The sequence below is a fragment of the Geovibrio ferrireducens genome (assembly GCF_026226615.1).
GTDB classification, from domain to species: domain Bacteria; phylum Chrysiogenota; class Deferribacteres; order Deferribacterales; family Geovibrionaceae; genus Geovibrio; species Geovibrio ferrireducens.
Genome location: NZ_JAJAPB010000001.1, coordinates 376,362 through 399,592, shown reverse-complemented (window position 1 = coordinate 399,592; position 23,231 = coordinate 376,362). Strand labels below are relative to the sequence as shown.

At 48.2% G+C, this 23,231-nt stretch carries 30 protein-coding genes; 24 read left to right on the top strand and 6 right to left on the bottom strand.

Annotated features, from left to right (window positions below; translation table 11 throughout):
• Positions 1–26 precede the first annotated feature (26 nt).
• From OSQ85_RS01860 to OSQ85_RS01850, 3 genes are all read left to right on the top strand, one after another.
• On the top strand, positions 27–260 hold the full coding sequence (locus OSQ85_RS01860; RefSeq protein ID WP_265820950.1) for an NrdR family transcriptional regulator: 234 nt from the start codon (positions 27–29) through the stop codon (positions 258–260).
• Entirely contained in the window at positions 257–979 is a 723-nt protein-coding gene (locus OSQ85_RS01855; RefSeq protein WP_265820949.1) for an ATP-binding protein, read from the top strand. The genes OSQ85_RS01860 and OSQ85_RS01855 overlap by 4 nt, the downstream gene beginning before the upstream one ends.
• A 147-nt stretch (positions 980–1,126) precedes the next feature.
• Complete coding sequence (locus OSQ85_RS01850) at positions 1,127–1,348, top strand: helix-turn-helix domain-containing protein (protein ID WP_265820948.1); 222 nt, start codon at positions 1,127–1,129, stop codon at positions 1,346–1,348.
• A gap of 32 nt (positions 1,349–1,380) precedes the next feature.
• Here the strand turns inward: OSQ85_RS01850 and OSQ85_RS01845 are convergent, their stop codons facing one another.
• Entirely contained in the window at positions 1,381–1,884 is a 504-nt protein-coding gene (locus tag OSQ85_RS01845; protein ID WP_265820947.1) for a PH domain-containing protein, read from the bottom strand.
• Positions 1,885–2,115: 231 nt separating this feature from the next.
• On the opposite strand from OSQ85_RS01845, the gene OSQ85_RS01840 reads away from it, so the two are divergent.
• The 5 genes from OSQ85_RS01840 (at position 2,116) to OSQ85_RS01820 (ending at position 5,405) form a co-directional block, all read left to right on the top strand.
• Positions 2,116–2,856 (top strand): hypothetical protein, encoded by a 741-nt coding sequence (locus OSQ85_RS01840; protein ID WP_265820946.1) that lies wholly within the window; start codon positions 2,116–2,118, stop codon positions 2,854–2,856.
• Entirely contained in the window at positions 2,856–3,059 is a 204-nt protein-coding gene (locus OSQ85_RS01835) for a hypothetical protein (protein WP_265820945.1), read from the top strand. The genes OSQ85_RS01840 and OSQ85_RS01835 overlap by 1 nt, the downstream gene beginning before the upstream one ends.
• Positions 3,060–3,185: 126 nt before the next feature.
• The gene (locus OSQ85_RS01830) at positions 3,186–3,524 is read left to right on the top strand and encodes a hypothetical protein (RefSeq protein WP_265820944.1); all 339 of its coding nucleotides are present in this window, start codon (positions 3,186–3,188) and stop codon (positions 3,522–3,524) included.
• A gap of 165 nt (positions 3,525–3,689) precedes the next feature.
• Positions 3,690–4,535: a sce7726 family protein gene (locus OSQ85_RS01825; protein WP_265820943.1), complete on the top strand. Its 846-nt coding sequence runs from the start codon at positions 3,690–3,692 to the stop codon at positions 4,533–4,535.
• Between the two features lie 3 nt (positions 4,536–4,538).
• A complete protein-coding gene (locus OSQ85_RS01820; RefSeq protein WP_265820942.1) occupies positions 4,539–5,405 on the top strand; it encodes a sce7725 family protein in 867 nt (288 codons plus the stop codon).
• Positions 5,406–5,438: 33 nt separating this feature from the next.
• Here the strand turns inward: OSQ85_RS01820 and OSQ85_RS01815 are convergent, their stop codons facing one another.
• From OSQ85_RS01815 to OSQ85_RS01795, 5 genes are all read right to left on the bottom strand, one after another.
• The gene (locus tag OSQ85_RS01815; RefSeq protein WP_265820941.1) at positions 5,439–5,951 is read right to left on the bottom strand and encodes a phage virion morphogenesis protein; all 513 of its coding nucleotides are present in this window, start codon (positions 5,949–5,951) and stop codon (positions 5,439–5,441) included.
• Positions 5,952–6,100: 149 nt separating this feature from the next.
• Positions 6,101–7,333, bottom strand: a complete 1,233-nt coding sequence (locus OSQ85_RS01810; protein ID WP_265820940.1) for a phage head morphogenesis protein — start codon at positions 7,331–7,333, stop codon at positions 6,101–6,103.
• Between the two features lie 54 nt (positions 7,334–7,387).
• On the bottom strand, positions 7,388–8,890 hold the full coding sequence (locus tag OSQ85_RS01805; protein WP_265820939.1) for a phage portal protein family protein: 1,503 nt from the start codon (positions 8,888–8,890) through the stop codon (positions 7,388–7,390).
• Entirely contained in the window at positions 8,887–10,443 is a 1,557-nt protein-coding gene (gene terL, locus OSQ85_RS01800; protein WP_265820938.1) for a phage terminase large subunit, read from the bottom strand. The genes OSQ85_RS01805 and terL overlap by 4 nt, the downstream gene beginning before the upstream one ends.
• Positions 10,443–10,940: a helix-turn-helix domain-containing protein gene (locus OSQ85_RS01795; protein ID WP_265820937.1), complete on the bottom strand. Its 498-nt coding sequence runs from the start codon at positions 10,938–10,940 to the stop codon at positions 10,443–10,445. The genes terL and OSQ85_RS01795 overlap by 1 nt, the downstream gene beginning before the upstream one ends.
• A gap of 227 nt (positions 10,941–11,167) precedes the next feature.
• Between OSQ85_RS01795 and OSQ85_RS01790 the strand changes: the two genes are divergently transcribed.
• The 16 genes from OSQ85_RS01790 (at position 11,168) to OSQ85_RS01715 (ending at position 23,230) form a co-directional block, all read left to right on the top strand.
• Entirely contained in the window at positions 11,168–11,941 is a 774-nt protein-coding gene (locus tag OSQ85_RS01790; RefSeq protein WP_265820936.1) for a phage protease, read from the top strand.
• A 3-nt stretch (positions 11,942–11,944) separates the two neighbouring features.
• The gene (locus OSQ85_RS01785; RefSeq protein ID WP_265820935.1) at positions 11,945–12,805 is read left to right on the top strand and encodes a Mu-like prophage major head subunit gpT family protein; all 861 of its coding nucleotides are present in this window, start codon (positions 11,945–11,947) and stop codon (positions 12,803–12,805) included.
• Complete coding sequence (locus OSQ85_RS01780; protein ID WP_265820934.1) at positions 12,806–13,039, top strand: hypothetical protein; 234 nt, start codon at positions 12,806–12,808, stop codon at positions 13,037–13,039.
• 2 nt (positions 13,040–13,041) lie between these two features.
• On the top strand, positions 13,042–13,356 hold the full coding sequence (locus OSQ85_RS01775; RefSeq protein WP_265820933.1) for a hypothetical protein: 315 nt from the start codon (positions 13,042–13,044) through the stop codon (positions 13,354–13,356).
• Entirely contained in the window at positions 13,347–13,679 is a 333-nt protein-coding gene (locus tag OSQ85_RS01770; protein WP_265820932.1) for a hypothetical protein, read from the top strand. Before OSQ85_RS01775 ends, OSQ85_RS01770 begins: the two co-directional genes overlap by 10 nt.
• Before the next feature lie 116 nt (positions 13,680–13,795).
• Complete coding sequence (locus OSQ85_RS01765; protein ID WP_265820931.1) at positions 13,796–14,053, top strand: hypothetical protein; 258 nt, start codon at positions 13,796–13,798, stop codon at positions 14,051–14,053.
• A 4-nt stretch (positions 14,054–14,057) separates the two neighbouring features.
• Entirely contained in the window at positions 14,058–14,219 is a 162-nt protein-coding gene (locus OSQ85_RS01760) for a hypothetical protein (RefSeq protein ID WP_265820930.1), read from the top strand.
• Positions 14,212–14,628, top strand: coding sequence for a glycoside hydrolase family protein (locus OSQ85_RS01755; protein ID WP_265820929.1), 417 nt, complete (start codon positions 14,212–14,214; stop codon positions 14,626–14,628). The genes OSQ85_RS01760 and OSQ85_RS01755 overlap by 8 nt, the downstream gene beginning before the upstream one ends.
• Before the next feature lie 193 nt (positions 14,629–14,821).
• Positions 14,822–14,995 carry a hypothetical protein gene (locus OSQ85_RS01750; protein ID WP_265820928.1) on the top strand — a complete coding sequence of 58 codons (174 nt, stop codon included), beginning with the start codon at positions 14,822–14,824 and terminating at the stop codon, positions 14,993–14,995.
• Positions 14,996–15,007: 12 nt separating this feature from the next.
• The gene (locus tag OSQ85_RS01745) at positions 15,008–15,955 is read left to right on the top strand and encodes a phage tail tube protein (RefSeq protein WP_265820927.1); all 948 of its coding nucleotides are present in this window, start codon (positions 15,008–15,010) and stop codon (positions 15,953–15,955) included.
• 9 nt (positions 15,956–15,964) lie between these two features.
• Positions 15,965–16,201 (top strand): hypothetical protein, encoded by a 237-nt coding sequence (locus OSQ85_RS01740; RefSeq protein WP_265820926.1) that lies wholly within the window; start codon positions 15,965–15,967, stop codon positions 16,199–16,201.
• 20 nt (positions 16,202–16,221) lie between these two features.
• Entirely contained in the window at positions 16,222–16,506 is a 285-nt protein-coding gene (locus tag OSQ85_RS01735; RefSeq protein WP_265820925.1) for a hypothetical protein, read from the top strand.
• Entirely contained in the window at positions 16,493–18,187 is a 1,695-nt protein-coding gene (locus OSQ85_RS01730) for a tape measure protein (RefSeq protein ID WP_265820924.1), read from the top strand. Before OSQ85_RS01735 ends, OSQ85_RS01730 begins: the two co-directional genes overlap by 14 nt.
• Positions 18,184–18,720 carry a DUF2460 domain-containing protein gene (locus tag OSQ85_RS01725; RefSeq protein WP_265820923.1) on the top strand — a complete coding sequence of 179 codons (537 nt, stop codon included), beginning with the start codon at positions 18,184–18,186 and terminating at the stop codon, positions 18,718–18,720. Before OSQ85_RS01730 ends, OSQ85_RS01725 begins: the two co-directional genes overlap by 4 nt.
• The gene (locus OSQ85_RS01720; RefSeq protein ID WP_265820921.1) at positions 18,717–19,337 is read left to right on the top strand and encodes a baseplate hub domain-containing protein; all 621 of its coding nucleotides are present in this window, start codon (positions 18,717–18,719) and stop codon (positions 19,335–19,337) included. Before OSQ85_RS01725 ends, OSQ85_RS01720 begins: the two co-directional genes overlap by 4 nt.
• Positions 19,334–23,230: a phage tail tip fiber protein gene (locus OSQ85_RS01715; RefSeq protein ID WP_265820920.1), complete on the top strand. Its 3,897-nt coding sequence runs from the start codon at positions 19,334–19,336 to the stop codon at positions 23,228–23,230. The genes OSQ85_RS01720 and OSQ85_RS01715 overlap by 4 nt, the downstream gene beginning before the upstream one ends.
• Position 23,231: the final 1 nt, after the last annotated feature.

Below are 23,231 nucleotides of genomic sequence, written 5' to 3'. Positions count from 1 at the left end.
TGGCAGTCTCAAAGGAGAAAGGATGTATGGATTGTCCGAAATGCGCTTTTGAAGATACGAAAGTTATAAGCACCAGCAGCTCTACAATCAAGGAGCGCACAAGGAAATGCCCTGTGTGCGGATATGTTTTTGCCACTGTGGAGTTGCCGAAGGTGGATACATACCTTGAGGACTACGCCAGAGAACTGCTGAAAGGGGATAAAAAGCTGATTGAGGCTATCGGCGGAAAACAGAAGGACAGGGAAAGGGGCATTTTATGAAGCGTTATTTTGCCTCTTTTCTTCCGCAGACACCGCCGCCGAACGAGGTATGCACCTGCGGAGCTTTTAAGGAATACCGCTATCACGGGGGAGAGTGGCACGAAACCGAGTGCGAAAACTGCGCAAAGGCAGCCGCCGAGAAGCAGAGGCTTGAGCATATCAAAAGCAATATCGGCTCTGTTCTGGAGCTTGCGGGTGTTCCGGCGAGGTACAGGGCAGTGACAATAAACGATATGGAGAACCTTTCTGCCGCCGCTATGGACGGCTTTTTTCAGGGCTTGCAGGGCAAAAGCCTTGTTCTGCACGGCGGAGTGGGCAGCGGGAAGACCATGCTCGCCTGCTGTGTTCTGCGGGAGCTGGCACTTAAAGGAAAAGAGGTTCTTTTTCGCACTGTGCCGAACCTTCTGGCGGCTGTGCGCAGCGCAATGGACGAAACAGGCAAGCTGCCGGAAAATGTGCTTAGAGAGGTTATAACCGCCGAAGTTATCATTCTGGACGACTTAGGCGCAGAATATACCACAGAGTGGGCTAAGGAGTGCATCTACCGCATAGTGAACGACAGGTATAACGAAATGCGGCAGACCATTTACACCAGCAATTTCCGCCCTGATTCGGGCGGAGAGATAGCCCGCACACTGGGAAGGCGTGTTACCTCCCGCCTTGCTGCCTGCCGCTGCATCCATGTGGGTGAGCAGGACAGGCGAAGCGGAAGAGGATAAAACGGATGGCAGTTCAGGAAAGAGACTCTTCGCATTTGCTCAGAGTGAAGAAAGCCAGTATAAAGAAAATTCGCCCACAGGTTGAGTTACAGCTTTATTTCACATAACAATTATGTTATTATGGCAATATAAATATTTGGTGTATCAATGGAAAGCAACGAAAACCCCGTTAAGAAAGTTTGCAGGGAATTAGGCATTAACCAGAAGGAACTGGCTGAGGAGCTTGGGGTTACTCAAAATACTGTAACTACTTGGGCAACGGGCAAGATAGAGCCTCCTGCCATTGTTCTCAAATGTTTAGAGCTTCTGATTATTGAAAAAAAGTTTAACCAGCTTAAAGAAATTTTCAACGAAGAACTTAAAAAGTGAAAGCCCCGCTTATTTAGCGAGGCTGATTTGTTTTAGTCTTTGTCTGTGAGCTTGCGAAACTCGTTACGGTATTCTAACGGTTTTGATATATTTGGGATTGCTGCCTGCGGGTTGCCCGCACCTGAGACCACTATGCTGCCGAAATTAAGAATACGTCCGAAGATGCCTTGTTCAACCTGAAGGCTTTCTATTTTTTCCAGCCTGATTTCAATCATTTTTCTTTTGATAAGCCCTGTTTTTGCAACAACTTTTTTATTTGTGATGGCTATCTCTGTCGTAATGTATTTCAGGGCTGCGATGAGGATAAAAATAAGCCCAAGAAAAATATCAGAGAAAAAGAGAATTACTCCCAGAAAGATATAAAAACTAAGAGACCATAGGCTTACCTTTGCATGATAGATTATCTGTTCGCTGTTTCCTAATGTGTTTTTGATAAATCCCTTATCTTTAAATGCGAAAGCGAGCAGAACAAGGAAACCCAAAAATATAGTTAATGTAAAGGGTGTTAAAGAATTTACTGCGGCAGTATTTTCCATATGCTTTTCTCCTGAAAAAATATCATTAATCGTACTTTAAATTTTCACAATGATAAATATGCTATCACAGTGTTTGATAATAAACAATATTTCGGTGCTAGATAATCTCCTTAATACTGATTTTAATGGTTTTTGTGGCGCTAAAATCAAGATAATAGTGATTTGCATATTGACACAATACCGTTTTTCTGTATTATAGGCTCATCAAATCAAGGAAATAGGGAGGAAATAATGTCAACAGACCTTCTTCAAATAACATTCGCAGACACCACACTGGAAGTTTATCAGTCTAAGCTTTTTTCTTACCTCGTCTCCACCGAGGAAGTGGCGAGAGGGTACGGGGTAACTTCTCACAATATCCGTCAACACAAGTTGCAGCATAAAGAAGAGTTAAAAGAAGGGGAGCATTTCATCACCAGTATCAGTGTTCCTCTTAGTGAGAATTTCAATGCTTCAAACACTGATTCATCTAACAGCGTTAGTAATACTAACACTGAGAACACTTCAAATGCCCATTCCCCTAACAGAGTGACAAATTGTCACGCTAAAACAAGGTATACCAAGAGAATCCTCTGGACAAAGCTTGGGGTTATTTATCTTGGTTTCTTCATTAAGTCTGAGCGGGCTAGGAATTTCCGTAGGTTCGCCGCCGACCTTGTGCTGGGTGAGGCTTACAGCCCACCTGCTTGCGTCAATGATGACACCGCAACACTGTTAAAGGGGGTTGGGCTTGGCGTTGAGCTGACCGACCTTGCGCCTATGCACCTTATAAACCGTGTGTGCTACTTCCGCAACCTTGGGCTTAATCAGGACGAGACGGCGAAGCTGACCATGCTTTACCCCAAGACTGTTTCGCAGATTGAGGCGAAGCTGAGGGAACTGGGGGTGGAACTGAAAAAGATACCCCACGGACCGAGACGGAAGGCGGATATGCAAAATGCGCTTAAACTGGCACTGAAAGGGGGTAAGTGATGGGCGGGAAGAACATGGAACTGAGCGACAGCTTAGAGGTGATACTCTGCCAGCTTGCGGCTCTGCGGCATTTTACTGTTCTGTGCGGTGACGGAGGCAATGAGCAGGTGAAAACAGGCTTGGGCTACCTTTTTGACCATGTGGAGCGGGATATAGAGAAGCTGAATATATATACCGAGATAAAGGAGAACTGCCATCCGTAGGCTTATTTTTTGAATGCGTAAACTTGCCCCGCCGTAAAAAAAGCGGGGCTTTTTTCGTTTATGGTATTGTCAAGGTGTTATCTTTTAGGTAAACTTGTTTAATTCACGATAGTTCATGAGGGTAATATGAAAAAGCTTTTTCTGACCGGGTTTATATTTCTTATTTTTTCCTTATCTGCCTATGCTGAACAGTGCCTTGTATTCCTCGGACCTGATACGAAGGTGATGAGCGAGGAATATGGCTATGTGAAGGTATCTGTTAAGGTTGAGGTACGCAATACTTGCAGCCGTGAGGTTTCGGCATGGGTGCGCTTTAACGGGCTTGAGAGAGGTTTTTTGGTTGATTACAAGCCGTTCCGTGTAAAAGTTGCTGACCGTGAGTGGAAAACAGTAAGCGAGATATGGTCAATAAAGAGAAGCGAGTTTGATAAGATAGATACGTACACGTTTGAATCGAAAGAGTGAGTTATAGATATTGAAGGTGTAAGAGTTCAGGTTACTCACACAGAGGTAAAAAGTTTTTAAACATAAAAGTTGTTTATAAGCAACAACTAAAACACCCTTTTATATAGTTTTGTATAGAATATTATATATTATTATGCAATAAACTCTATGGAAAGGAGGTTTGCTATGTTTGAAGCGGCAGAATTCATGCCTTTGTATGCCCATTTTTTTAATATATCGAATCTCAGGGAGATTATTTATAAGAAAAAACCTGAATTTATTTCAAATGTTTTGAAAAATAGTGGTTTTTGGGATTACTACCGCAGGGATATGACTCTTTTAGATGTGTTTAATATCTCATATGAGCTTTTACTTGATAAATATAGATGTGAATATGTTTATAAAAATAGACTTCTTGTTCATGAGCTTGTTGAAAAGAAGCATCCCAAACTTATGAATATGTTTACAGAAATTTATATTAACAAGTCCAAAGCTGATATGTTAGTTGTCAATGGCACATTAACATTATATGAAATAAAAACAGAAATAGATAACTTTACGAGACTGCGTAATCAGCTTGAAGATTATACAAAAGCTGTTGAAAAGGTTTATGTTGTTGTTCCAGAGAAGAAGCTCAATGCTTTAGAAAAGGAGCTTGAAGGGTTTGAACAGGTTGGGGTGCTTATCATGGGTGATAGCCACGAAATGGAGATTGAAGAATACCGCCCAGCATGCTCAGATTTAGAGAAAATATCACAAGAACATATTTTTAATACCCTTAATGGGCAAGAAATACGGAAAATATTTCCTGACGCAGAATACCAAGAAGCAAAAAAACTGTTTTTAGAAAAGAGCAAAAAAGATTGTTTTGAAATATTCCATAAATTTTTAAGCAAAAGAAAAAGTTACAGGCAAGAGTTTGTTTCTGCACTGCCGTTCTCTTTGAAGATGGCAGGATTTCAGGTGAGTAAGCTAACACAGAAGGAGAGGGGTTATTTTGTAGATAAAATATATCAAAATTTTGAGAGGTGACTTATGTACTTTCCGTTTCTTATGGCAAGAGGTGTTGAAAAAAACGTTATAGTAAACACTATTGCAAACCGAAGACTTGAGAATGTTGTCCCAGTTATTACGCCTTACCTCGGTCTTGGAGAATCTCTGGCTAGTAATACGAATTACATAGCTATAGCCGAAGCTCTAGTCGAAAATGAGAAAAGGTTTATAACAATTTGCAGACCTAATGAGGCAGCAGAACTTAGAGAAAAGATAAGTAACTTTGACAATTTTTGCATATATGGGTTATATGCAACTGATATAGATGGGCTGTCACAAGGTTATAACTTTGCGCTCATCCATGATTTCCCGTCTCCAACAACGATTGACAGAGACAATATCACTTATCATCTATTTTTACCAAGCGCACTCGCCTCTTTTAGCTATCTTGAGAAATTCCCTCATTATAAGCGTGTTGCCATCGAAAATGCTTTCTCTGCTCAGAATAGAAATGCTGACTATCCATTTGAAAGTTTTTTTTCATCCTTATTCTCTATATTCAGAGAACGTTTTGTTGGTTTCGGGGATTATACTGTCCAGTCTATGGACTTTGAACCTGCCAGTGGAAGTAACATGACTTTTGTTTCCCCTGCGATACATCTATCATACGTGAGAGATAGTTCAGTGTTTGTGAGGCATTACATAACAACTCCTGCTGAAAGCCCAGATTTTAACACAAGGGTACGATTCTCAATGAGCAAAGCATTAATGGATAAAAATATATTTTTTTATTCAGCGGGCATCAGAGAGTTGGAAGCAAAAGCCGCACTTGGGGCAACAAATTTAGCAAAATTAAAAGAGATAGGAATGCAACACCATATTGAATTAATGAACAACCTAATTAATTGATAGTACCGAAGGCGGTCGATGACCGCCTTTTCTTCACTCCTCTAACTTCCGTTCAATATACCTGATTATCCCCTTCTGTAAGCTCGGCTCAAGCTGACCGGACTTGCTGACGGGGAGGAACGGGCGGGCGGGAATGCTCGTCCTTCTGCCTCTGCCTGCCTTACCGCCGAAGTGGTGTATGCGGGCGTAGACTTTGTTTGTGCCTACTGTTACCGAATCGCTATCTGCCTTTACCGTGAAGGACATACCTAACTGACCGCTGGCGGTGAGTATCTTGCGCCCTTGCAGGTAGTTGTGGGTTTGTTTGGTTTCCCTGCCTTTTTTGCCTGTGAGCCTGCCCCGCACCCCCGCCAGAACAGTGAACACGGCTAAGGGTTGCCACCTCTGCCCGAAGGGGGACTGCTCCCGCTCAAAAGCCTGTTCAATATCGTTCCGCACCATGTTGCCCACCTCCAGCAGGATGGGACGGAGGTTTTTCAGCTTTTTCTGCAGGCTTGTCAGTTTGCGTTTCAGCTCTTCGTCCTGAATTTTGATGTCGATGTCCATAAAATCCCCCTCTATCCCCCTTTGACAAAGGGGGAAGGTGTGTTATATTAGCTTTAGTTGGTGATGTGTTTTTCGTAAGTCTCAAGCGGGTAGAGCGGGGGGCGGGTTAACCGTCGCCGTGTTGGAGGTTCGAGGCCTCCCGAAACACATCACTTTATCTCTTCATAAATCTTTTCTGCGGTCAGGTCTTCCGGCTGAACCTTTCCGCTGGTCAGTATCATGTTTCTTTTTCCCTTTGCCGTGCTGTAGTTTACTTCCACTGCTATTTTGTTCTTTTTGCCCTCTTGCTCGCTCTCAAAGATGTAAAGCACGTTTCCCTTAACCTTATCAAACAGCACCTTAGCCGCCATAGCGGTGAGAACCTGCGGAAAGTGCATTATCTCTGCCTGTGTGAGGGCGTTTCCCGTGCCTTTTTTGGTTTCCCTCAGCATATGGGTTAAGCCCTTTTTTGTGAGCCAGATGTGCGGCTCTGCGGGGGTGATGCCCTTTGTGCTGAGAAAGCCGTAAACATCGGCATCTATATACCCCGCCACAGCCTCATTCACCGGAGAGGTTACATCCGCCGTGACTGCGGACACAAACTTCTCATACGCCTTAGCGTCAAAATTCGCCCTGAGATCGCTCAACGCTGTTGCAAAAGCCACACGCCCCAAGCTGGAGCCTTCCGCCGCTGTGAGGGCGTTTTTGGCTTTCTGGTAATAGGTTGTCTCCAGCTCTGCCGATGCGCCGATGCGCACGTCATATGCCCAGTCGGGGTGTGCGCCTTTATACTCCTCCGGCAGGGGCGTTTCCGGCGGAGTAACCTTGTAGCCTCTTTGGGCAAGCTGCTCCCTGTTAAAAGCCTGAACCTTGCACCTGCACCGCCATGCGTTTGGCGGGCTGTTTTTCACCCAAAATGGGTCGCTTTTGTGCCTTACCATGCCGTGCAGGGCGGCGTGGGAGGGGCGCACCTTGTGGTCAAGGATAGCCACATAACGCCAGTAAACAGCGTCCGGCAGGTCGTTAAACTGTTTATAACGCCCTACGTTGTAAGCCACCCGCAGGTTGGTTTCGTATATGTTTCGCAGGCGGTAGGGGTTTACGTTTATCTCCTTCACCTCGCCTGTTTTTTCGTCTGTTACTTCGGTTTTGCCGTACCAGCCTTTTTCCTGCAATGTTGGGCGGAGTTCCCTTTTCCACTGCTCAAAGGGTTTGCCCTCTTCCATAGCGTTGATAAGGCTTTGGTGAACATCGTTCAGCAGGTCGAGGCGGGTTATCTTCGCCACCGTAAACGCTTTATGGTGCTGTTCGTGCATCATTTCTTCATAATCAAAGGTGAGTTCAAGCCCTTTTGATTTCAGGTATGTCAGTGCGTCCTGCGGGGGAAGGTTAAAGCTGAACATGGAATGCCTCTGAGACTGCCGCACCCCTGCGGGGTTCGCAGTGACTGTAAATCATCATTTGCCGCCTTCCTTTTTCACTTCTGCTCTGCCCAGTATCTCGGCGTTTGCCATGTAGTCTGCTAGGTTTTGCTCCAGCTCATCAAGGGAGAAAGTGGGATATGCCGCTTCCAGAGCGTGGATAGCTTCCTCATAGGTTGTTGCTTTTTTCAGAATATCAGCCAAACCTGCGACCATTTTATTCTCAACGGGCGTTGTGCCCAGCTTATCGCTCTCTTTATCCAGATTATCAGCGGGCAATGCGGCGTTATGTTCTGGCTGGAGATTCTTCGGCTGCGCCTCAGAATGACTGAACAAGGGTTTGTGAGATTCTTCACCCTGCGGGTTCAGAATGACGGAAGAGCGGGAATTGAACCCTAATCCGCCGCCTTCCTGCCTTTTCAGCACCTTTTCCCCTTTTGTGGGTGAGGGAATGCGGAAGAAACGGCGCACATGGCTTTCCGGTATCTCCAGCCCTAAGTTTGAGAGGCTGGTCAGCACTTCGGCTGCGGTCTTTTCGTCCCGGTATTCGTTTACATCAAAGCTGAACACAGGGTATTCCCGCACGTTTGCGAAGTTCATATCCAGAATGGTTTTGAAGAGGTCGTTTACTGTTTCCTCCACCAGCAGCGCATCCGCCTGCATATACTCAAAGCGCACTGTTTCGTGCGTTTTTGCGGCGGCGTAGCTGCCTGAACCGTTCATCTGGCTGGTGAGGGTTGAGCCTAAGATAGCCTCAGAAAACAGCGTGTCGGCATATTTCAGAAACTCCATGAAGAGCGTGGGGTTGCCCTTGCCCTCCAGCAGGGTGATGACCGACTCACGGGGGAATGCGCCCACGCCTGCGCTGCGGAGTTCCAGTGCAGCGTCCACAAGCTCGGTCAGTTTGTCGCTGTCGGACTGGATGATTATGGGCGGAACGCCTAAGTTCTCGGTGTATTTGCCGTAGTTAGCCATTATGAAGCTTTTCAGCGTGAAGAGCCAGACCAGCTCCTTCATAAGGGCGTAGTCAGTTATGTCTCCCGTGTCGTTGGGGTGCAGGTGGACAAGGAACTTTTGCTCGTCTGTTATGTAAAGCTGCTGTCCGGTTGTGAGCTGAACGTAAAGCCCGTTGTTGTCCGCATTAAAATACTTCTGCGGAATGAAGTAAGGCGTGGGGGTGAAGGTTCCCGCATCCCTTTGCCAGACAAGGTCAAAAACCGAAAAGCCATAGGCAACGCCGCTCATCATATTTCGCAGAAGGTGGTTCAGCTTTGTCTTTTTTGCCCATGCTTTTATGAACTCTGCCTCTTTTCCCTCGCCCTCTATAGCCCAGCCGCAGGAGAGAAGCTGCTGGGTGCGCTTGCGGAGTTCGGCGGAAATGTGCAGCTCACGCTTTTTCATAAGGCTGTAAAACTTGGTGAGCTTTTGCAGGTCGTTTTCATTCAGCATCCGCTTTACATAGTCCACGCTGATTACGCTGAAATTCTCATAGATGTAAGGCGAGTAGTTTATTTTTGATGTCAGGTGTTTATTGCTCATGCGAACTCCTCCCTTTTGAGCAGGTGTTTTTTCTTTTTAAGGGCTTTTTTGAAGGCGGCTAGGTCGAAGCTGTTTTTCTTCATCTGCCTGAAAGCCATCTCCACAGCGTCCAGAATGTCGTCGTGGGCAGACTTGGGAAAAGTTTTCAGCTCCTCCGCCAGCAGGGTGTCGTTCCGGTTAAAGCTCAGTGTGCCGTCGCTCACATAAGGCGAAAGGCTCATAATGCGCATTTCCTTTGCTGTTTTATGCTTTACCTCCACTATGGGCAGGTAGACATCATGCTCCGCTGCCGCCTCTTTCAGGTGGTCTTTATAAAACTCCTGAAAGGCCACTGTCTCCATCACAAGGAACTTGGGCATATAACGAAGATAGAGGGTGATTATACGGCTTATCATTTCCTTTGGTTTCAGCCTGAACCCGTTTGCATAAACACAGAAAAACCGCTTTTGCTTTGCGCTTTTGCCAACTACCGCCACGCCGAAGAGGTCGCCCTTCTTCTTGCCCAGTGCAGGGTCACAGGCAAGGCAGTAAACAAGGTCGTCCGGCAGGGACTCATAAAAATGATGCTGGCTGAACGGTGCGCCCTCCGCACTGATGGGCTGCTGCTGAAACTCGCTGAAAAAGCTGTCTATGTCCTCAAAGTAGTCCATCATTATTTCAAAGGGGTCTAGGGCGGGGTCGTCCAGCACCAAGCCTTTGTCATAGTGCGCCTTTTTCCTGCGGTATATTTCTTCTGCCTGTTTTTGGTCGGGGTTTTGGAAGAGCTTTTGCCAGCCGTCCATATCATCCGGAAAGGACTTCACCAAAGGAAAGGTGAAGCTTTTGAAATCACGGCGGTTTTCCAGCCTTTTCAGCACAGCGTCATAGTGCAGCAGAGTGCCGATTATTATGATATTGTAATGGCTGCCCCTTGCGGGGAGCTTCATTATTGCCTTTTTGAACCAGTTTTCCAGTTTGTCACGCTGGAGCTTGCTTTCCACGTTTTCATCGTTCTCTATATCATCCAGAATTATGAGGTCGGGGCGTTTTCCCAGATAGTTCTGCCCCCTGATTTTCTTTCCGCTGCCGAATGCCTTGAACTTTGCCGTGCGGTCGGGAAATTTCAGCGTAAATTCATCTGCCCGCCATGTGTCCCCCTGCTGAATATCAAAATCTGCAATGAGTGAGGCGTTGTCCTCAAACTCGGTCTGGATAAACTCTATGGAGTTTTGCGCCACGTCTATCGTGTCGGAGATTATGGCGGGAAAATGCTTTCTGCCTCTGCACACTTCCCACATCACAAAAAGCCGTGCCAGCAGGGTTGTTTTTGCCCCGCCCCTGTAAACGAAGAAGAGCAGGTTTTTCTGCCTTTCGGTGAGGGTGTCTATATCGCTGTAGATAAACTGGCGGAACTCGCTTGTTTCAACCTCTGAAACATGGTGCGGGAGGTAGGTTTCCACAAAACAGCGGAAGTCCGCCTTCGCTTTTTTCACCCTTCCGGCTCTGCCTTTGTCTGCCAGCTTGGGGAGGGTCTGGAGGTATTGTTTTAACTCCTTAACATCTTTAAAACCCATTATTTATGCTTCCTTGCCAGAGTGCGTTCTATTATCTCGTTGCCGTTTTCATGGAGAAAGCTGATAACATGGGTGTTTTCTTCCTCTATGGCTATCTGGCTTATTTCGTAGATTGTGCCTGTTATTGCGTCTATCACCGCCTGCTTGCTGTCGGTTTCTTTCGGTGCTTTCAGCTTGTAGTAGGCGTTGATGTACTTCGTGAGGGTGTCCAGCTTTTTCACCGGGTCGGTCATTTCCTGAATGTCCTTCAGGGCTGCTTCAAAAGCGAGAATCAGCGTGTTAAGAAATTCGGTTTCCTTCGCCGCTAGATTTCGCTCACTGCGAAGGTTTGAAAGACGCAGGGACTCTATATCCGTTCCGTCTTTTTCCATTGCTTTTTTGTGGTAGTAGAATGTGTCTCTGCTGATGTTGAGCGAGGCACATATGTCCGTTACGCTCATTCCGTCAATGTAAAAATTCTTTAGCTGCTCCTTCTGGAGCTTTGTCATTCGTGCCATTCATCCCTCCTTTTTTCTTATTTCCTGCCTAAATCAGTACGTCCTGTCTGATTCAGGCACACGCTCACGCCTTGCAGAGCAAGTCTTCACTTCGCACGGCGAACTCCCATCCGTGGGAGTTTTTTCAAAATAAATCAAAAAAAATATGCTGTTTACCCAGATAGCCCGTATCTGGAATGACCCGCCTTTTTATTCATGTTTTGATGCACTTACACGGAGGCAACAGCATGGGAATCAGAATCAGACCTATTGAGCTGAACTTTAAACAGGGGGAAAAAGTGCGTGTTTCCCCTGTGGGCAATTTCTCCGGTTTGGACGGCAGAAACTATGTTCTGGACGGCAAGGCAATCATAGCCTCCATTCAGAAAAACGGGCTGCATATACCCCTTGATGAAAACCACCGCTACGGGCGGGCTATGGGCTGGTTTGACTTCAACAGCTTTGAAGAAAGGGAGGACGGCATTTACGCATCCCTTGAGCTCACTGCGGAGGGTGCGGAACTGGTGGAAAAGAAGGCTTACCGCTACCTCAGCCCCGCTTACATCATGGGGCAGAACCGCATAGTGGCGGGGCTGGACAGCGTAGGGCTTGTGAACACGCCAAACCTGAGTAAAGACGCACTCAACAGCAGAGAAAAGGAGGGAAACGTGGGCGGAGAAAAGAAAGAAGACACCACCACAGAAGAGAACGGCTCACTGAAAAAGGAGCTGGAAACAGCACAGCAGAGCCTTACGGAAGCTAACAAAAAACTGCGTGAAGCCAAGCTGGAAGCGGCAGTGAAAGAGGGCAGACTTCTGCCGAACCAGAAGGACTTCGCTGCCCTGCTTACCGATGAGCAGCTTGACAAATACCTTGAGACCAACGCCGTGAACCTCAAGCACCTTGAGCAGAAAACGGATGTGAACTCAGGCGGGAAAGATGTTGACGCAAAAACGCTGGATTTCTGCTCATCCATCGGACTTACGAAGGAAGATGTGCAGAAATACGGCGGGGAGGAGTAATCAATGGCGCTTAATCAGGAAAACCTGCGCACAATTTCCACAGGCTTTAAGGCACTGTTCGGCAAAACATTTAACGAAACAGCCCGCCTTGCGGAAAAGATAGCCACTGTGGTTCCCAGCAACAACCTTCAGGAGACTTACCCTTGGCTCGGTGAGATACCCCGCATGACGGAGTGGGTGGGCGACAGAACCGTGAAGGAACTGAAGGACTACAAATACACCCTTGCCAACAAGAAGTTTGAGGCAACTGTGGGTGTACCTACGGAGTACATAGAGTACGACAATGCGGGAATATTTGCCCCTGCGATTAAACAAATGGCGCAGGAAGCCAAACAGTACCCCGATGAACTGCTCTCTGACCTTGTGACAAATGGCGGCACAAACCTGTGTTATGACGGCAAGGCGTTTTTTGCTGAGGATCACACAGTGGGCTCTGACACATACGCCAACATAGCCGACCTTACCCTAACGCCCGGTAACCTTCTGGCTACTGAGGCTTTTATGCGCTCCATAAAAACCGACAGCGGCGGCTACATGAAGGTTATGCCGAACATGCTTATGGTCGGCCCCGGACAGCTCGGCAACGCCATCAACTGCATTGACCTTGCGGATGACGGCAAAAACCCCACCTACAAACGCTACAGCTACATAATTAACCCTGCGCTGGAGGGCAAGAAGTGGACGCTTCTGGACACTTCAAAGGCTATCTGCCCGTTTATTCTCCAGCTTGCCAAAGACGGCGTTTTTGCTGAGGACAGCGGCGAGAAGTTTATGAAAGGGCGTGTGCTTTACGGTGCGGAAAGCTTCATGAACGCAGGCTACTCACTGTGGCAGCTTGCTTTCTTCTCAGAAGGCGGTGTGTAGATGGCTAAAAAGAAAACTGCCTCAGAAGAAACCCCCGCCGAACAGGCGGAAACCGCCGCAGAGCAGGAAACGGAAACTGCACAGGAAGAGCCGGAAGCCGAAGCGGGCGAAGAGTCAGCGGAGAAAGAGCAAAACACCGCAGCCCCCGCAGAAGAAGAGGAAGAACCGGAGGCAAAAGCCCCTGCGAAACCCTCAGGAAAGCACCGCAGCGTTAAAGATTTTTTAAGGAAGTAAGCATGTTTGAAACCGCACTGAAAGAAAGGGCAATGCGCAACCTGACAAACACGAGTGTTATCACGGATGAGGTTATCGCCATTGCCGCCGCAGAGACAGAGGAAATCTGCCTGAACCGCACTGTGCCGCAGTGGGCAAAGCTGGACATAGGCATTTACAGGCTGAAAGTGAACCTGAAAATCGGCATTTCGGATGCGGACGAATTTACCATGAAAGAAGCCATGCGGGAGGTGAAAGCCTCCCCGCTGGCTGTTTCAGAGACAGAGACGGTGACAGGCGGCGCAGTTGTTAAAAACGGGGGCAACTCATGGCTGTGAAAGAGTGTGCGGAGCGCATTGAGGCTCTGCTTCCCGTTACGGTGACAAAGACGGACAACCTGCCGGAGGAGATTGGATTTTTCCTCGTTTATGAAGGATTCAGCCGGACTAACGGAGTGTTTGAGCGGCGGTTCGGGCTTTACATAAACGGGGTAAGCTTCAACGGAATTTTGGGCTACGCAGAAGAAGCAGACAACATAGAAACAGCACTCGCAGAAGCTTCCGAGGGCTTGGCAGACATAGAGCTGACAGGCGGCGAGCTTGTGGACTTCCGTGAGGACGGAACATTTACATTCAGGATTCAGGTTATGGTGCGGGAGTAAAGCTGTCCACGGACGGACAGCCGCCGTGCGAAGCGTAACCGCATTTATTGCGGTGCGAGCGTGTGCCTTAAAAACACAGGAGGTAGTTTTTAAGGCGGTAAAAAAAAGAGGCGGGAATGAGCGAATTTGAAAAAGATAAATTAGCCAGTGAGATAGCCGAAAGAGTGGCGCAGAAGCTGATGGAAAAGCGCAACTGCCCCTGCGGGTTGGGCGAGAGGCACATAGAAAACCACAACGAACACCATGCCTTCATAGCCGGACTTATGGACGGAGTAAGGAATGTGAAAAAGTCTGTCATCAATGTGGTGGTCGCTACCACTGTTGCCGCTGTTCTCGGTCTTATCTGGCTGGGTTTTAAGGCAAATGTGAGGTGAGGAAATGGCGAATAATAACAAAGTTCCCACAGAAGGGAACTCGCCGTGCGTAGCGAAGGCAGGTTTTACCTGCCGTGAGCGTGTGGCAGAAAACCGCCGTTTAGATTTCGGCGGTTTCTGCACAGAGCTTGCTGGCAAAAACACAGGAGGTAGTTTTTATGCCTAGTTTAATCGACCAACTTATTCTGCACGAAGGGCTTAGATTAAAGCCTTATCGCTGTACAGAAAACAAACTGACCATAGGCGTGGGCAGAAACATTGAGGAACGAGGCATAACAGCGACAGAGGCTATGTTTCTGCTGAAAAATGACATTGAAGCGGTTGAAAAGGAACTGAGCCGTTTTGCTTGGTTTACGAAGCAGGATGAAATACGCAGGCGGGTGCTTATAGACATGGGGTTTATGGGTGTTCCCCGTCTGCTTGGGTTTAAGAAGATGATTCAGGCACTTGTGGCAGACGACTATGAAAAAGCCGCCGCCGAAATGCTTGATTCTAAGTGGTCTCGTCAGGTCGGCGGGCGTGCTGTACGCCTCGCAGAAATGATGCGAACAGGGAAGGACTATGACACGGAATAAGCTGTCCATGGACGGACAGCCGCCGTGCGCAGCGAAGGCGGGTTTAACCCGCCGCGAGCGTGTGCCTTGAAAACCGCCGTTTAGATTTCGGCGGTTTCTGCACAGAGCTTGCTGGAAAAACACAGGAGGTAGTTTTTAAGGCGGTAGTTAAGATGCGAACAGGGAAGGACTACGATTCCAAGGAGGTTTAATCGTGGAAAAAAAGAAATGGTATCAGAGTAAAACAATGTGGGTGAACCTCGGTGCTGCTGTTACGGATGCGGCACTCTCCGTAGTTACCGATTACGGAACGGGCGGGGTTGTGACTGTTATCTCCGCAGCAAACATGCTTCTGCGCACATTTACCAAAACCCCCGTGACGAAGTAAGGAGCTTTCAGCATGAGTCAGGCAAAGGGAATGCGGGCTAGGCTGCTTCTGGACTTTGAGGACTCTTACGGGGTAAGCCCTGCCGTGAAAAGCGGCAGGGTTATTAAATTTAACTCCGAGAGCTTATCCGCAAGTCAGGAAGCCGAAGAACCCGCCACAATAACAGGCAGGCGAGACAGCGTTGAGCCGATACTGGGCAATATTGATGTAAGCGGTTCGCTTACTCTTCCTGCGGAGCTTATCAGCATGGGGCTTGTGATGAAGGGGCTTTTCGGCGCACCGGAGACAGCGGCGGATGGCAGCCTTTACCGCCATGTGTTTAAAACATCTGCCGAGCCGCCCAGCATGGTTATCGAAAAAGGGCTTACGGACATCGGGGCTTATTTTCTTTACAACGGCTGCAAGGTTTCCGGCTTTGAAATGACAGTGGGCGGCAGCGGAGAACTGACCGCATCAGTAAGTATCATGGGCGGCAAGCGCACTCTGAACACAGAAAGCTATGACGATGCGCCTGTGAACCTGCCCTTTGTCCGTTTGCAGAACTTCAAAGCGAGCATACACGAAGGCGGGGTGCTTATCGGCAATGTTTCCAGCTTTTCGGTGAACATAAACCCTAACCTTGAGAACGACAAATACGCCATAGGCGGAGATGGCTTCCGCACGGAACTGCCCGAAGGCTTGTTAAGCGTGAGCGGAAGCATCAGCACATTTTTCAGGGATGTTTCCCTTCTGGAAAAGGCGGTGAACTCCGCAACAACAAGCCTCAAGCTTAGTTTTGACGCAGGGGTTAAGGGGGCTTTTGAACTGCTTTTCCCCGAAGTGCGCCTTGAGCAGAAAGACCCCGAAGTTTCGGGGCCGGGCGGAATTATGGCTACTTTTAACTGGAAGGCGCATTACGAAGCATCCGCCGAGGGCAGCAGTGTTGTTGCTACGCTGGTGAACGAAGTCGAAAGCTACTAGGAGGAAGGCATGGCACTTAAAGCAAGGGCATTGAAAAGAAAGGAAATAAAGGCACTCAAGGCGCAGGGGATAAACCTCGCACAGGCAGGGAACACAGACGCTCAGGAACTGGTAGACACAGTGCTTGACATGGCTTTTGCGGATAAGCAGGACGAGCTGGATGAGATGGACTACAGCGAGTGTCTGAAGCTTTTTAAAAAGGTGGTAGCTCTCACCTTCGGCACGGATGAACAGGAAAAAAACTGACAGAGGTTGTCCGGCACGGCATGAGGTACGGGGCTTACTGCGCCGAGTGCCGCAAGCTGGGCAACCTGAAATGTGAGGGCTGCGAGTTGAACATAACTTGGGAACTGGACACAGCGGCGGCGGATGCGCTCACGCTTTTTGCGGATGTTCATGCGCAGGTAAAAACTGTTGGTAAGCAAATTCTGGGGCTTGATTACGGAGCATTGTTTCAGGTGGCGGATGTTTACTGCATGGAAGTAACCCCAGCCATATGGCGTTATATAAAAGCGATAGAAGAGGAAGTTTTCAACAATGGCAAACACTAACGTAGGCATAGTTATAACAGCGAAAGACCTTACCGCAGGGGCTTTTAACTCTGTGCGGTCAAGCCTTAACCGTGTAACGGATATGATGTTTTCATTGAAAACTGCTGTTGCTGCGGTTGGCGGCGGTGCTTTAGCAGGCTCTGTTATCAAAACAGGGGCAGGCTTTGAGCAGATGGGCGTTTCTATGAAAACTGTTCTTGGTTCTGCAAAGGCGGCAGAGGAGGCTATGAGCTGGATAAAAGACTTTGCCGTACAGACCCCATATGAGCTTAAAGAGGTTAATGACGCATTTATCAAGCTGTCTGCCTACGGTATTGATGCCGCTAAAAATATGCAGTGGATAGGCGACACTGCCGGAGCAATGGGAAAGCCGCTTAATCAGGCTGTTGAGATGGTGGCGGATGCCATAACAGGTGAGTTTGAACGCCTTAAAGAGTTTGGCGTAAGAGCCAGTCAGGAAGGAGAGAACGTAACCTTTGCATGGACACAGAACGGAGAGCAGCTTACCAAAACAGTCAGCAAAACATCCGAAGACATAAATACCGCCTTGCAGGAGATTTTCAGCCGCTTTAAAGGGGGAATGCAGGAGCAGTCACTAACCATGAACGGCATTGTTTCCAACATACAAGACAAGTGGTCGGAGTTTATGCTGAAAATAGCCGAAGGCGGAGCTTTTGACGGTGTGAAAGCTGCACTTGAGGAGGTACGGAAAAAGCTTGATGAATGGGCAAATGACGGCACAACGGACGAAATAGCCGCCAAAATTAACGAAGGTTTTCAGATTGCTGTGCAGGTTATAGAAGTGGCTGCTAAGGGTGTTCTGGCTTTTAAGGCGGGGCTTGATGCCGCTTATGCTATAGGCGCAAAACTTGTTGAGGTTATTTCAACAGGGTTTCAGAAAATTTATGACCTTTCCGCAAAGGTTGCTGACGGCTTGGGTAAGGTTTTCGGCTGGCTTGGTAAAGGTGCTGACTCTATCGGGCTTGACTCTGTGGGTGACTTTTTTAAATCTGCCAAAGAGGGGGCAGAAAACGCAAGCGCACAGTATAAACAAACCTCGGAAATGTTTGCCAACCTTGCAACAGCCGCTAACGAGGCTGTGGATGCCGCCTTGCAGAGAATTGTTGAAGTCAGTGAGGCGATGGACTCCGTGAGCGAGTTTTCCCAGAAAATTCTTGAAGCCATGCAGGAAGCCAGCAAAAAAGCGCATGACGAAATGGCGAAAAATGCCGCAGACAACTACGAAAAGGTAAAAAAGAAATGGCTTGAAATGATAGACCTCACCGACAGGGTGAACGGTATCTCAAATTCTTCCGTATCAGGCGATAACGGAAGCACAACAACCTTCGGCTTTGCTAACGGCGGGGTTATCTCCGGCGGTTTTCGTGCGTTTGCCAGTGGCGGAATAGTCACCCGCCCCACGCTGGGCTTAATAGGTGAAGGCAGATACAACGAGGCGGTTGTTCCCCTGCCGGACGGTAATAAAATACCTGTAGATTTACGCAGTGCAGACAGTCCAAAGACTTCCGGCGGCGATATACACTTTCATATCACTGCCCTTGACTCCAAAAGCTTTGAACAGTATGTCCGTGCAAATCCGCAGGCAATAATAAAGCTTCTTCTGGAAAAGCTGAAATATGGCGGAGACTTTGCCGATGCAGTAGCAAGGGTGAAGGCATGATTTATCCTTTAGTTCCCGCTCCTGTTTCGGCAGTAGCTTACACCACCAGTTATGATGTGCTTATAACCTCCACAGGCACAAATGCGGAACAGCGCAGGTTAAAGCAATATCGCCCCAAGCGGGCGTTTGACCTGCAATACGCTTCAAAAGACCTCACCGCCATAGAAAGCTTTTACCACAGGGCAAAGGGCGGGTTTGCGGGCTTTCTTTTCCGCTTTCCCCGCATTGGTTCATATGCGGCGGAGTTTGTGGCGAAGCAGACGGGGACAGGAACAGTTTTTGACCTGCCCTGTGTGAGTGCCGAAAACCTTAAAGTGTACGTGAACGGCGTGGAAACGCCAGTAACTCTTCAAGAGAGCGCAGGAACAGACGGCAGAGACCGTATAGTTTTTGAAGCTGCTCCCGCTCTCGGTGCGCTTATCACGGCGGATTTCACAGGCTTTCTTACGCTTAACTGCCGCTTTGAAGGGGAATACTCAGGCAGTGTCTTGCCTCTCTCTTTCAGCGGTTCTCTAAGGTTGGTGACGGTATGAAATTTTTAACCACTCACTTCCTGAACAGTCTGAAAGCCGAAGCCGCTTCCGACTGCCTTCTCCTTGAAATAAAATACCGCAGCACAGGGCATGTTTGGCGTGTAACTGACTATGATATTGAAATAATAAACAGCGGTGTTGCTTACTCTCCTTTCGCCTTCACTGTGGAGGATTTCAGCCTTGATTCCGGAACGGAGATTGACCGCATCAGCCTGAGCCTTGACAACACTAATCAGGAGCAGACAGGCATATACCTGAACAATGATGAGCGTAATTCATCACTGCGCCTTGTATTTGCCGCACTGGATGAAAAGACGGCGGTTATAGACACTTTATGCCTGTTTTCCGGCTATCTGGAAAACTTTGAGATTGAAGGCTCGCAGATAACACTCACCTGCGTTTCGCCCTTGTTTAAGACCATGAAGCGCACCCTGAACCATTTCTCCGCAAGCTGTATAAACAAGTTCCGTGACGGAGTCTGCGCTTATTCAGGCACGGATAACTTCTGTAATCACACATACACAGGCTGCGCAGCGAAAGGAAACACGGCAAATTTCAGAGGCGGCATAACCGCATCAAAGGTAAGCGGAACTATGGCTGCGGGAGAGATAAAATGATTATTCCCGTTGTCTACGGTAAGGCGGTCATCAAGCCTTTTCCCGTTTACCGTTATGACGCTGAGAACCGCTCATACTTTGCTTACGGCGTTTGTGAAAACACGGTAAGCAGTATAACTCTTTATGCCAGCGGCGCAGAGTATGAAGGCGTTTATACAGTTTCTCATCAGGGAGCGGTCAATCTTGTTATTCCTGATGATGCGGAGCTTCATTACCCGCACATAAATTCACTGCTGGCGGAATTTCCGGCTAGTCTGTTTGAGGAGTACGGCTCAAGGGAGATAGATGTAGCCTGTGTTGTGGACGGCTCTGTTATTTATGACCTTGTTACCGGAACAATGAAGGCGAGCTATAACCCCGTCAACTTCATATACGACTACTTGACAAACACCAAGTACGGCATAGGCATTGACCCGCTTATGCTGAACACAGCCTCTTTCATCACCGAAGCGGAATACGCAGTAAACTACGGACTTATAAATACCTGTGATTTCGGTATTGTCCTGAACTCTGAAAACACAGCCGAAAACCTGTCAAAACTGAAACAGCACGCAAATGCAGTGCTTTATCTTTCCGAAGGGCTTATTAACATAGCGATACGCCGCCTGCGTCCGGTATCTGCGGTTATTGATGATGAGGTTATAGTTTCGGGAATCTTCCGGAAGGGGCTTCTTTCCGAAACAATCGGGCTTATGCACATGAAAACCCACAGCCTGCCGGACTGGAACACAAACCAGTATACCCTTGACAGCGAGCTTGACTACGCCGAAGGGGAGCAGACGCTGGAGTTTGATTATATAGAGGATATTTCCCTTCCGCTCACCTTTGCCCGCCGGATGATGGATCAGGCAAACCACAACGACACGCTGGAACTTGAGATTTTGCAGTCCGGCTTACAGCTTGATTTGTATGATGTTGCTGAGGTTAGTTACTCCGAGCTTGGGCTTAGCGGCGGGCGGTGGCTGGTTAAAAGTATCTCTTACCCCACAAGTGCCACAGTTCGCCTTACTCTCACGCCAGACCCTGAAAGCCTTTATGACAATATAGAGGGCAACTTTGAAGGCGGTGACTACACCATTCGGGACAACAGCCTGAAACCGCCTGCGAAACCCGCAGGAATCAGCACCTCTGAAACTGTGCAGACCCTTGCGGACGGTTCTTATCTTACTGTGCTTGCCGTGTCATGGTCAGTCTCCGCAGGGGCAGCCAGCTACAAGGTATCTGTAATTAACGGAGGTGTGGAACAGGGTTTAACTGTGAGCGGTTTATCAGCTTCGTTCCGTGTTGTGCCGGGCAGTGCGGATATAAGCGTTTGGGCTGTTTCCTACGCCGGAGCGGAAAGCGGTGCGGAAACGATAAGCGTCACAGTCTCCGGCTTGCCCGGCATTCCGCAGGATGTGGCAGGGCTTGATTATGTTCTCACCCGTGAGGGGGCTGTTCTCACTTGGCAGCCGTCAGGAACTGCGGACTTCTCGCATTATAATGTTTATCTCGGCTCTGAAAAATGGCTTGGGCGCATAACTGCAAACAGGGTAGTTTATTCTGTTACGGAGGCGGGCTCTTTCGTTTTCAAGGTAACTGTGGCGAACCGCTACGGACGGGAGTCTGACGGGGTGAGCATTACGGTGAATATCCTTCGTCCGGCAGCAGTCACAGGCATTATAACTGTTCCGAAAACTTACGGCATAGGGCTTGAGCTGGCATACGCCAAAGGTGATTTCTTTGACGGCGTGGAACTGTGGGCAAGCCGGACAGACGACCTCATGACAGCATTTCATCTCGCCACAGTGTACGGAGGCTATTTTCAGCATACAGACCTTGACACAGTGGATGCCTATTACTACTGGGCAAGGGTTAAAAGTACATTCGGGTTGTATTCCGACTGGTTCGGAAGCGTCAGGGGCGAAACAGACGCAGACCCCGCCAAGCTCCTTGAAATACTCACTGGCGGGCTCACACCGGGGCAGTTTACTAACGATATAAGAGAAGGCTTTGAGCAGATAGGCAGCCTGCCTTACATCGAAAAAGCCATAGCGGGCATATTCGCCTATGAAAATGATGTGTATGAAGATGTCTATGAAGACTCTGTAAGGGATGTTGAGCCTATTGACCCACGTATTAAGCTTCAGGCACAGCAGATTGCAGGGAACAACGCCAAAATTACGGAGCTTACTCTCACAGCGGAGGGTATCACACAGCTTGTGGCGAACACTGCGGAAGGTTTGTCAACACTCACCGAGCAGACAAACATCCGTTACACGGCGGTTATTGTTGATACGGAAGCAGGGGAGATAATAGGCGGCTTTCAGATGGGCGCAGACCCCGAAACCCGCATAACAAAAATGCGCTTCATGGCTGACCAGATTGAGTTTGTAAACCCTGACGACATTAATAATTTCTTTGCGCTGTTTAATATGTCAGGCGGGCAAGTCGGGCTGAATATGGACGTTATCATAGACGGAAGTGTCACCACTGGCAAGCTTGCGGCAAGTTCCGTCACAACGGATAAACTCAGCGCAGAAGCAGTAACCGCCGAGAAAATCAAGGTCTCCGAGCTTGAAGCGGGCGGGAATATTTCTATCGCTGACGGCTCTATAAATACACCGCATCTCAAAGCCGGAGCTGTCGAAGGGCAGCACATTAAAGCGACTACTCAGATTACGCTGGATGACGGCGGTAAAATCATTGTCGGCAATCAAAATGTTATCATAGACTCCGCAGGGAGCGGCACAGGCTCAATAATAATCGCACCTGACGGCGGCACGGCAGGGCAGAACTACGCCAGTCTCAAAAACGGCGAGGTTGAGTTTTACTACTGGGATTCTATCAACTCTCAGCATGTTTTATACAAATCACTCCGCAGGGTGGAGACAGGAACAGCGGTAAACAACACCACGGTTAATATTCCGGGTATATTCCGCAGTCAGCCTAAGGTGCTTCTTTCTCCTGCAAATTTGCAGTCTTATTCCGGCGCACATTCGGCGCAGAGCCAGTCCTTCCTTCTGTCTGTTACTAATATGCAGGTGGCAAACGGACGCTGGAGCTTTAAACCCCTCGCACAGCTTGTATTGTCCGCCAGTTCGCTGACAGAGGTTTACAATCTGACTGCGTCTAATACGGCAAACAGCACGTATTTCTCAACAACACCTGTGAGTTCTCCCGAAAACACAGTCAGAATCAGGGTTAATGTCCGCATGAAATCTGTTTTATCAACCGGGCAAAACGGAGTTTACAGGTATAGGCTTGTTTTCTGGCAGGTTATGTACTCAGGCGGAGCAAGCGACACTAAAGATACAGAAATCGGGGCAACAGTTGACTATGTCAGTGATTATATGGAAGTCGATATTCCTCAAGGCACTCATAGTATTACTATACGGGCAAGAGCAAGCACCCTTGATATAGGCACGTTTTCAACAGGCGGGGCGCAGTATGAATATTGGAACGCATTAAGCGACTATTTTGATAAAGACCCGCATCCGGTTGTTCTGCTTACATCGCTCACATCAAAACAGATGATTCTGCCCGCACTCAGTATTCCCTCCGGCTACTCAGTTTATGAAGTCAACTGGGAGATTACTTACATGGGCTATGGCTATGTTTCATGCGGAGTGGCAAATAAGGTTATAAACCGCTCATCCTCAAGCCCTGCGCCCAGCGGCACAGTCATAACATCCACCAGCACATCGTGGAGCAATACGGTTGTTTTCACCCCTTCGGGCAGTCTGCCAAACATGACAATACAAAGGGTTAAAGCCCGTGTCTATGCACGGAAGGCAGTTACATCATCAACAACTCCATATAACGAAATAGTATTTGAAACAGCAACTTACGACATTACAGGTTCAACTATCCTCGCAGAGGGAACAGTGAACTGGATGGCAGCAGGAGAGTAAA

What these genes read in the sequence shown, in the direction of transcription:
- OSQ85_RS01735 (WP_265820925.1), top strand. Translation starts at nt 16,222, where the DNA reads ATGAGGTACGGGGCTTACTGCGCCGAGTGCCGCAAGCTGGGCAACCTG.
- OSQ85_RS01785 (WP_265820935.1), top strand. Translation starts at nt 11,945, where the DNA reads ATGGCGCTTAATCAGGAAAACCTGCGCACAATTTCCACAGGCTTTAAG.
- OSQ85_RS01765 (WP_265820931.1), top strand. Translation starts at nt 13,796, where the DNA reads ATGAGCGAATTTGAAAAAGATAAATTAGCCAGTGAGATAGCCGAAAGA.
- OSQ85_RS01720 (WP_265820921.1), top strand. Translation starts at nt 18,717, where the DNA reads ATGAAATTTTTAACCACTCACTTCCTGAACAGTCTGAAAGCCGAAGCC.
- OSQ85_RS01755 (WP_265820929.1), top strand. Translation starts at nt 14,212, where the DNA reads ATGCCTAGTTTAATCGACCAACTTATTCTGCACGAAGGGCTTAGATTA.
- OSQ85_RS01730 (WP_265820924.1), top strand. Translation starts at nt 16,493, where the DNA reads ATGGCAAACACTAACGTAGGCATAGTTATAACAGCGAAAGACCTTACC.
- OSQ85_RS01745 (WP_265820927.1), top strand. Translation starts at nt 15,008, where the DNA reads ATGAGTCAGGCAAAGGGAATGCGGGCTAGGCTGCTTCTGGACTTTGAG.
- OSQ85_RS01715 (WP_265820920.1), top strand. Translation starts at nt 19,334, where the DNA reads ATGATTATTCCCGTTGTCTACGGTAAGGCGGTCATCAAGCCTTTTCCC.
- OSQ85_RS01820 (WP_265820942.1), top strand. Translation starts at nt 4,539, where the DNA reads ATGTACTTTCCGTTTCTTATGGCAAGAGGTGTTGAAAAAAACGTTATA.
- OSQ85_RS01795 (WP_265820937.1), bottom strand. Translation starts at nt 10,940, where the DNA reads ATGGCACGAATGACAAAGCTCCAGAAGGAGCAGCTAAAGAATTTTTAC.
- OSQ85_RS01825 (WP_265820943.1), top strand. Translation starts at nt 3,690, where the DNA reads ATGTTTGAAGCGGCAGAATTCATGCCTTTGTATGCCCATTTTTTTAAT.
- OSQ85_RS01770 (WP_265820932.1), top strand. Translation starts at nt 13,347, where the DNA reads ATGGCTGTGAAAGAGTGTGCGGAGCGCATTGAGGCTCTGCTTCCCGTT.
- OSQ85_RS01840 (WP_265820946.1), top strand. Translation starts at nt 2,116, where the DNA reads ATGTCAACAGACCTTCTTCAAATAACATTCGCAGACACCACACTGGAA.
- OSQ85_RS01760 (WP_265820930.1), top strand. Translation starts at nt 14,058, where the DNA reads ATGGCGAATAATAACAAAGTTCCCACAGAAGGGAACTCGCCGTGCGTA.
- OSQ85_RS01835 (WP_265820945.1), top strand. Translation starts at nt 2,856, where the DNA reads ATGGGCGGGAAGAACATGGAACTGAGCGACAGCTTAGAGGTGATACTC.
- OSQ85_RS01810 (WP_265820940.1), bottom strand. Translation starts at nt 7,333, where the DNA reads ATGTTCAGCTTTAACCTTCCCCCGCAGGACGCACTGACATACCTGAAA.
- OSQ85_RS01775 (WP_265820933.1), top strand. Translation starts at nt 13,042, where the DNA reads ATGTTTGAAACCGCACTGAAAGAAAGGGCAATGCGCAACCTGACAAAC.
- OSQ85_RS01780 (WP_265820934.1), top strand. Translation starts at nt 12,806, where the DNA reads ATGGCTAAAAAGAAAACTGCCTCAGAAGAAACCCCCGCCGAACAGGCG.
- OSQ85_RS01740 (WP_265820926.1), top strand. Translation starts at nt 15,965, where the DNA reads ATGGCACTTAAAGCAAGGGCATTGAAAAGAAAGGAAATAAAGGCACTC.
- OSQ85_RS01830 (WP_265820944.1), top strand. Translation starts at nt 3,186, where the DNA reads ATGAAAAAGCTTTTTCTGACCGGGTTTATATTTCTTATTTTTTCCTTA.
- OSQ85_RS01805 (WP_265820939.1), bottom strand. Translation starts at nt 8,890, where the DNA reads ATGAGCAATAAACACCTGACATCAAAAATAAACTACTCGCCTTACATC.
- OSQ85_RS01850 (WP_265820948.1), top strand. Translation starts at nt 1,127, where the DNA reads ATGGAAAGCAACGAAAACCCCGTTAAGAAAGTTTGCAGGGAATTAGGC.
- OSQ85_RS01815 (WP_265820941.1), bottom strand. Translation starts at nt 5,951, where the DNA reads ATGGACATCGACATCAAAATTCAGGACGAAGAGCTGAAACGCAAACTG.
- OSQ85_RS01790 (WP_265820936.1), top strand. Translation starts at nt 11,168, where the DNA reads ATGGGAATCAGAATCAGACCTATTGAGCTGAACTTTAAACAGGGGGAA.
- terL (WP_265820938.1), bottom strand. Translation starts at nt 10,443, where the DNA reads ATGGGTTTTAAAGATGTTAAGGAGTTAAAACAATACCTCCAGACCCTC.
- OSQ85_RS01860 (WP_265820950.1), top strand. Translation starts at nt 27, where the DNA reads ATGGATTGTCCGAAATGCGCTTTTGAAGATACGAAAGTTATAAGCACC.
- OSQ85_RS01725 (WP_265820923.1), top strand. Translation starts at nt 18,184, where the DNA reads ATGATTTATCCTTTAGTTCCCGCTCCTGTTTCGGCAGTAGCTTACACC.
- OSQ85_RS01845 (WP_265820947.1), bottom strand. Translation starts at nt 1,884, where the DNA reads ATGGAAAATACTGCCGCAGTAAATTCTTTAACACCCTTTACATTAACT.
- OSQ85_RS01855 (WP_265820949.1), top strand. Translation starts at nt 257, where the DNA reads ATGAAGCGTTATTTTGCCTCTTTTCTTCCGCAGACACCGCCGCCGAAC.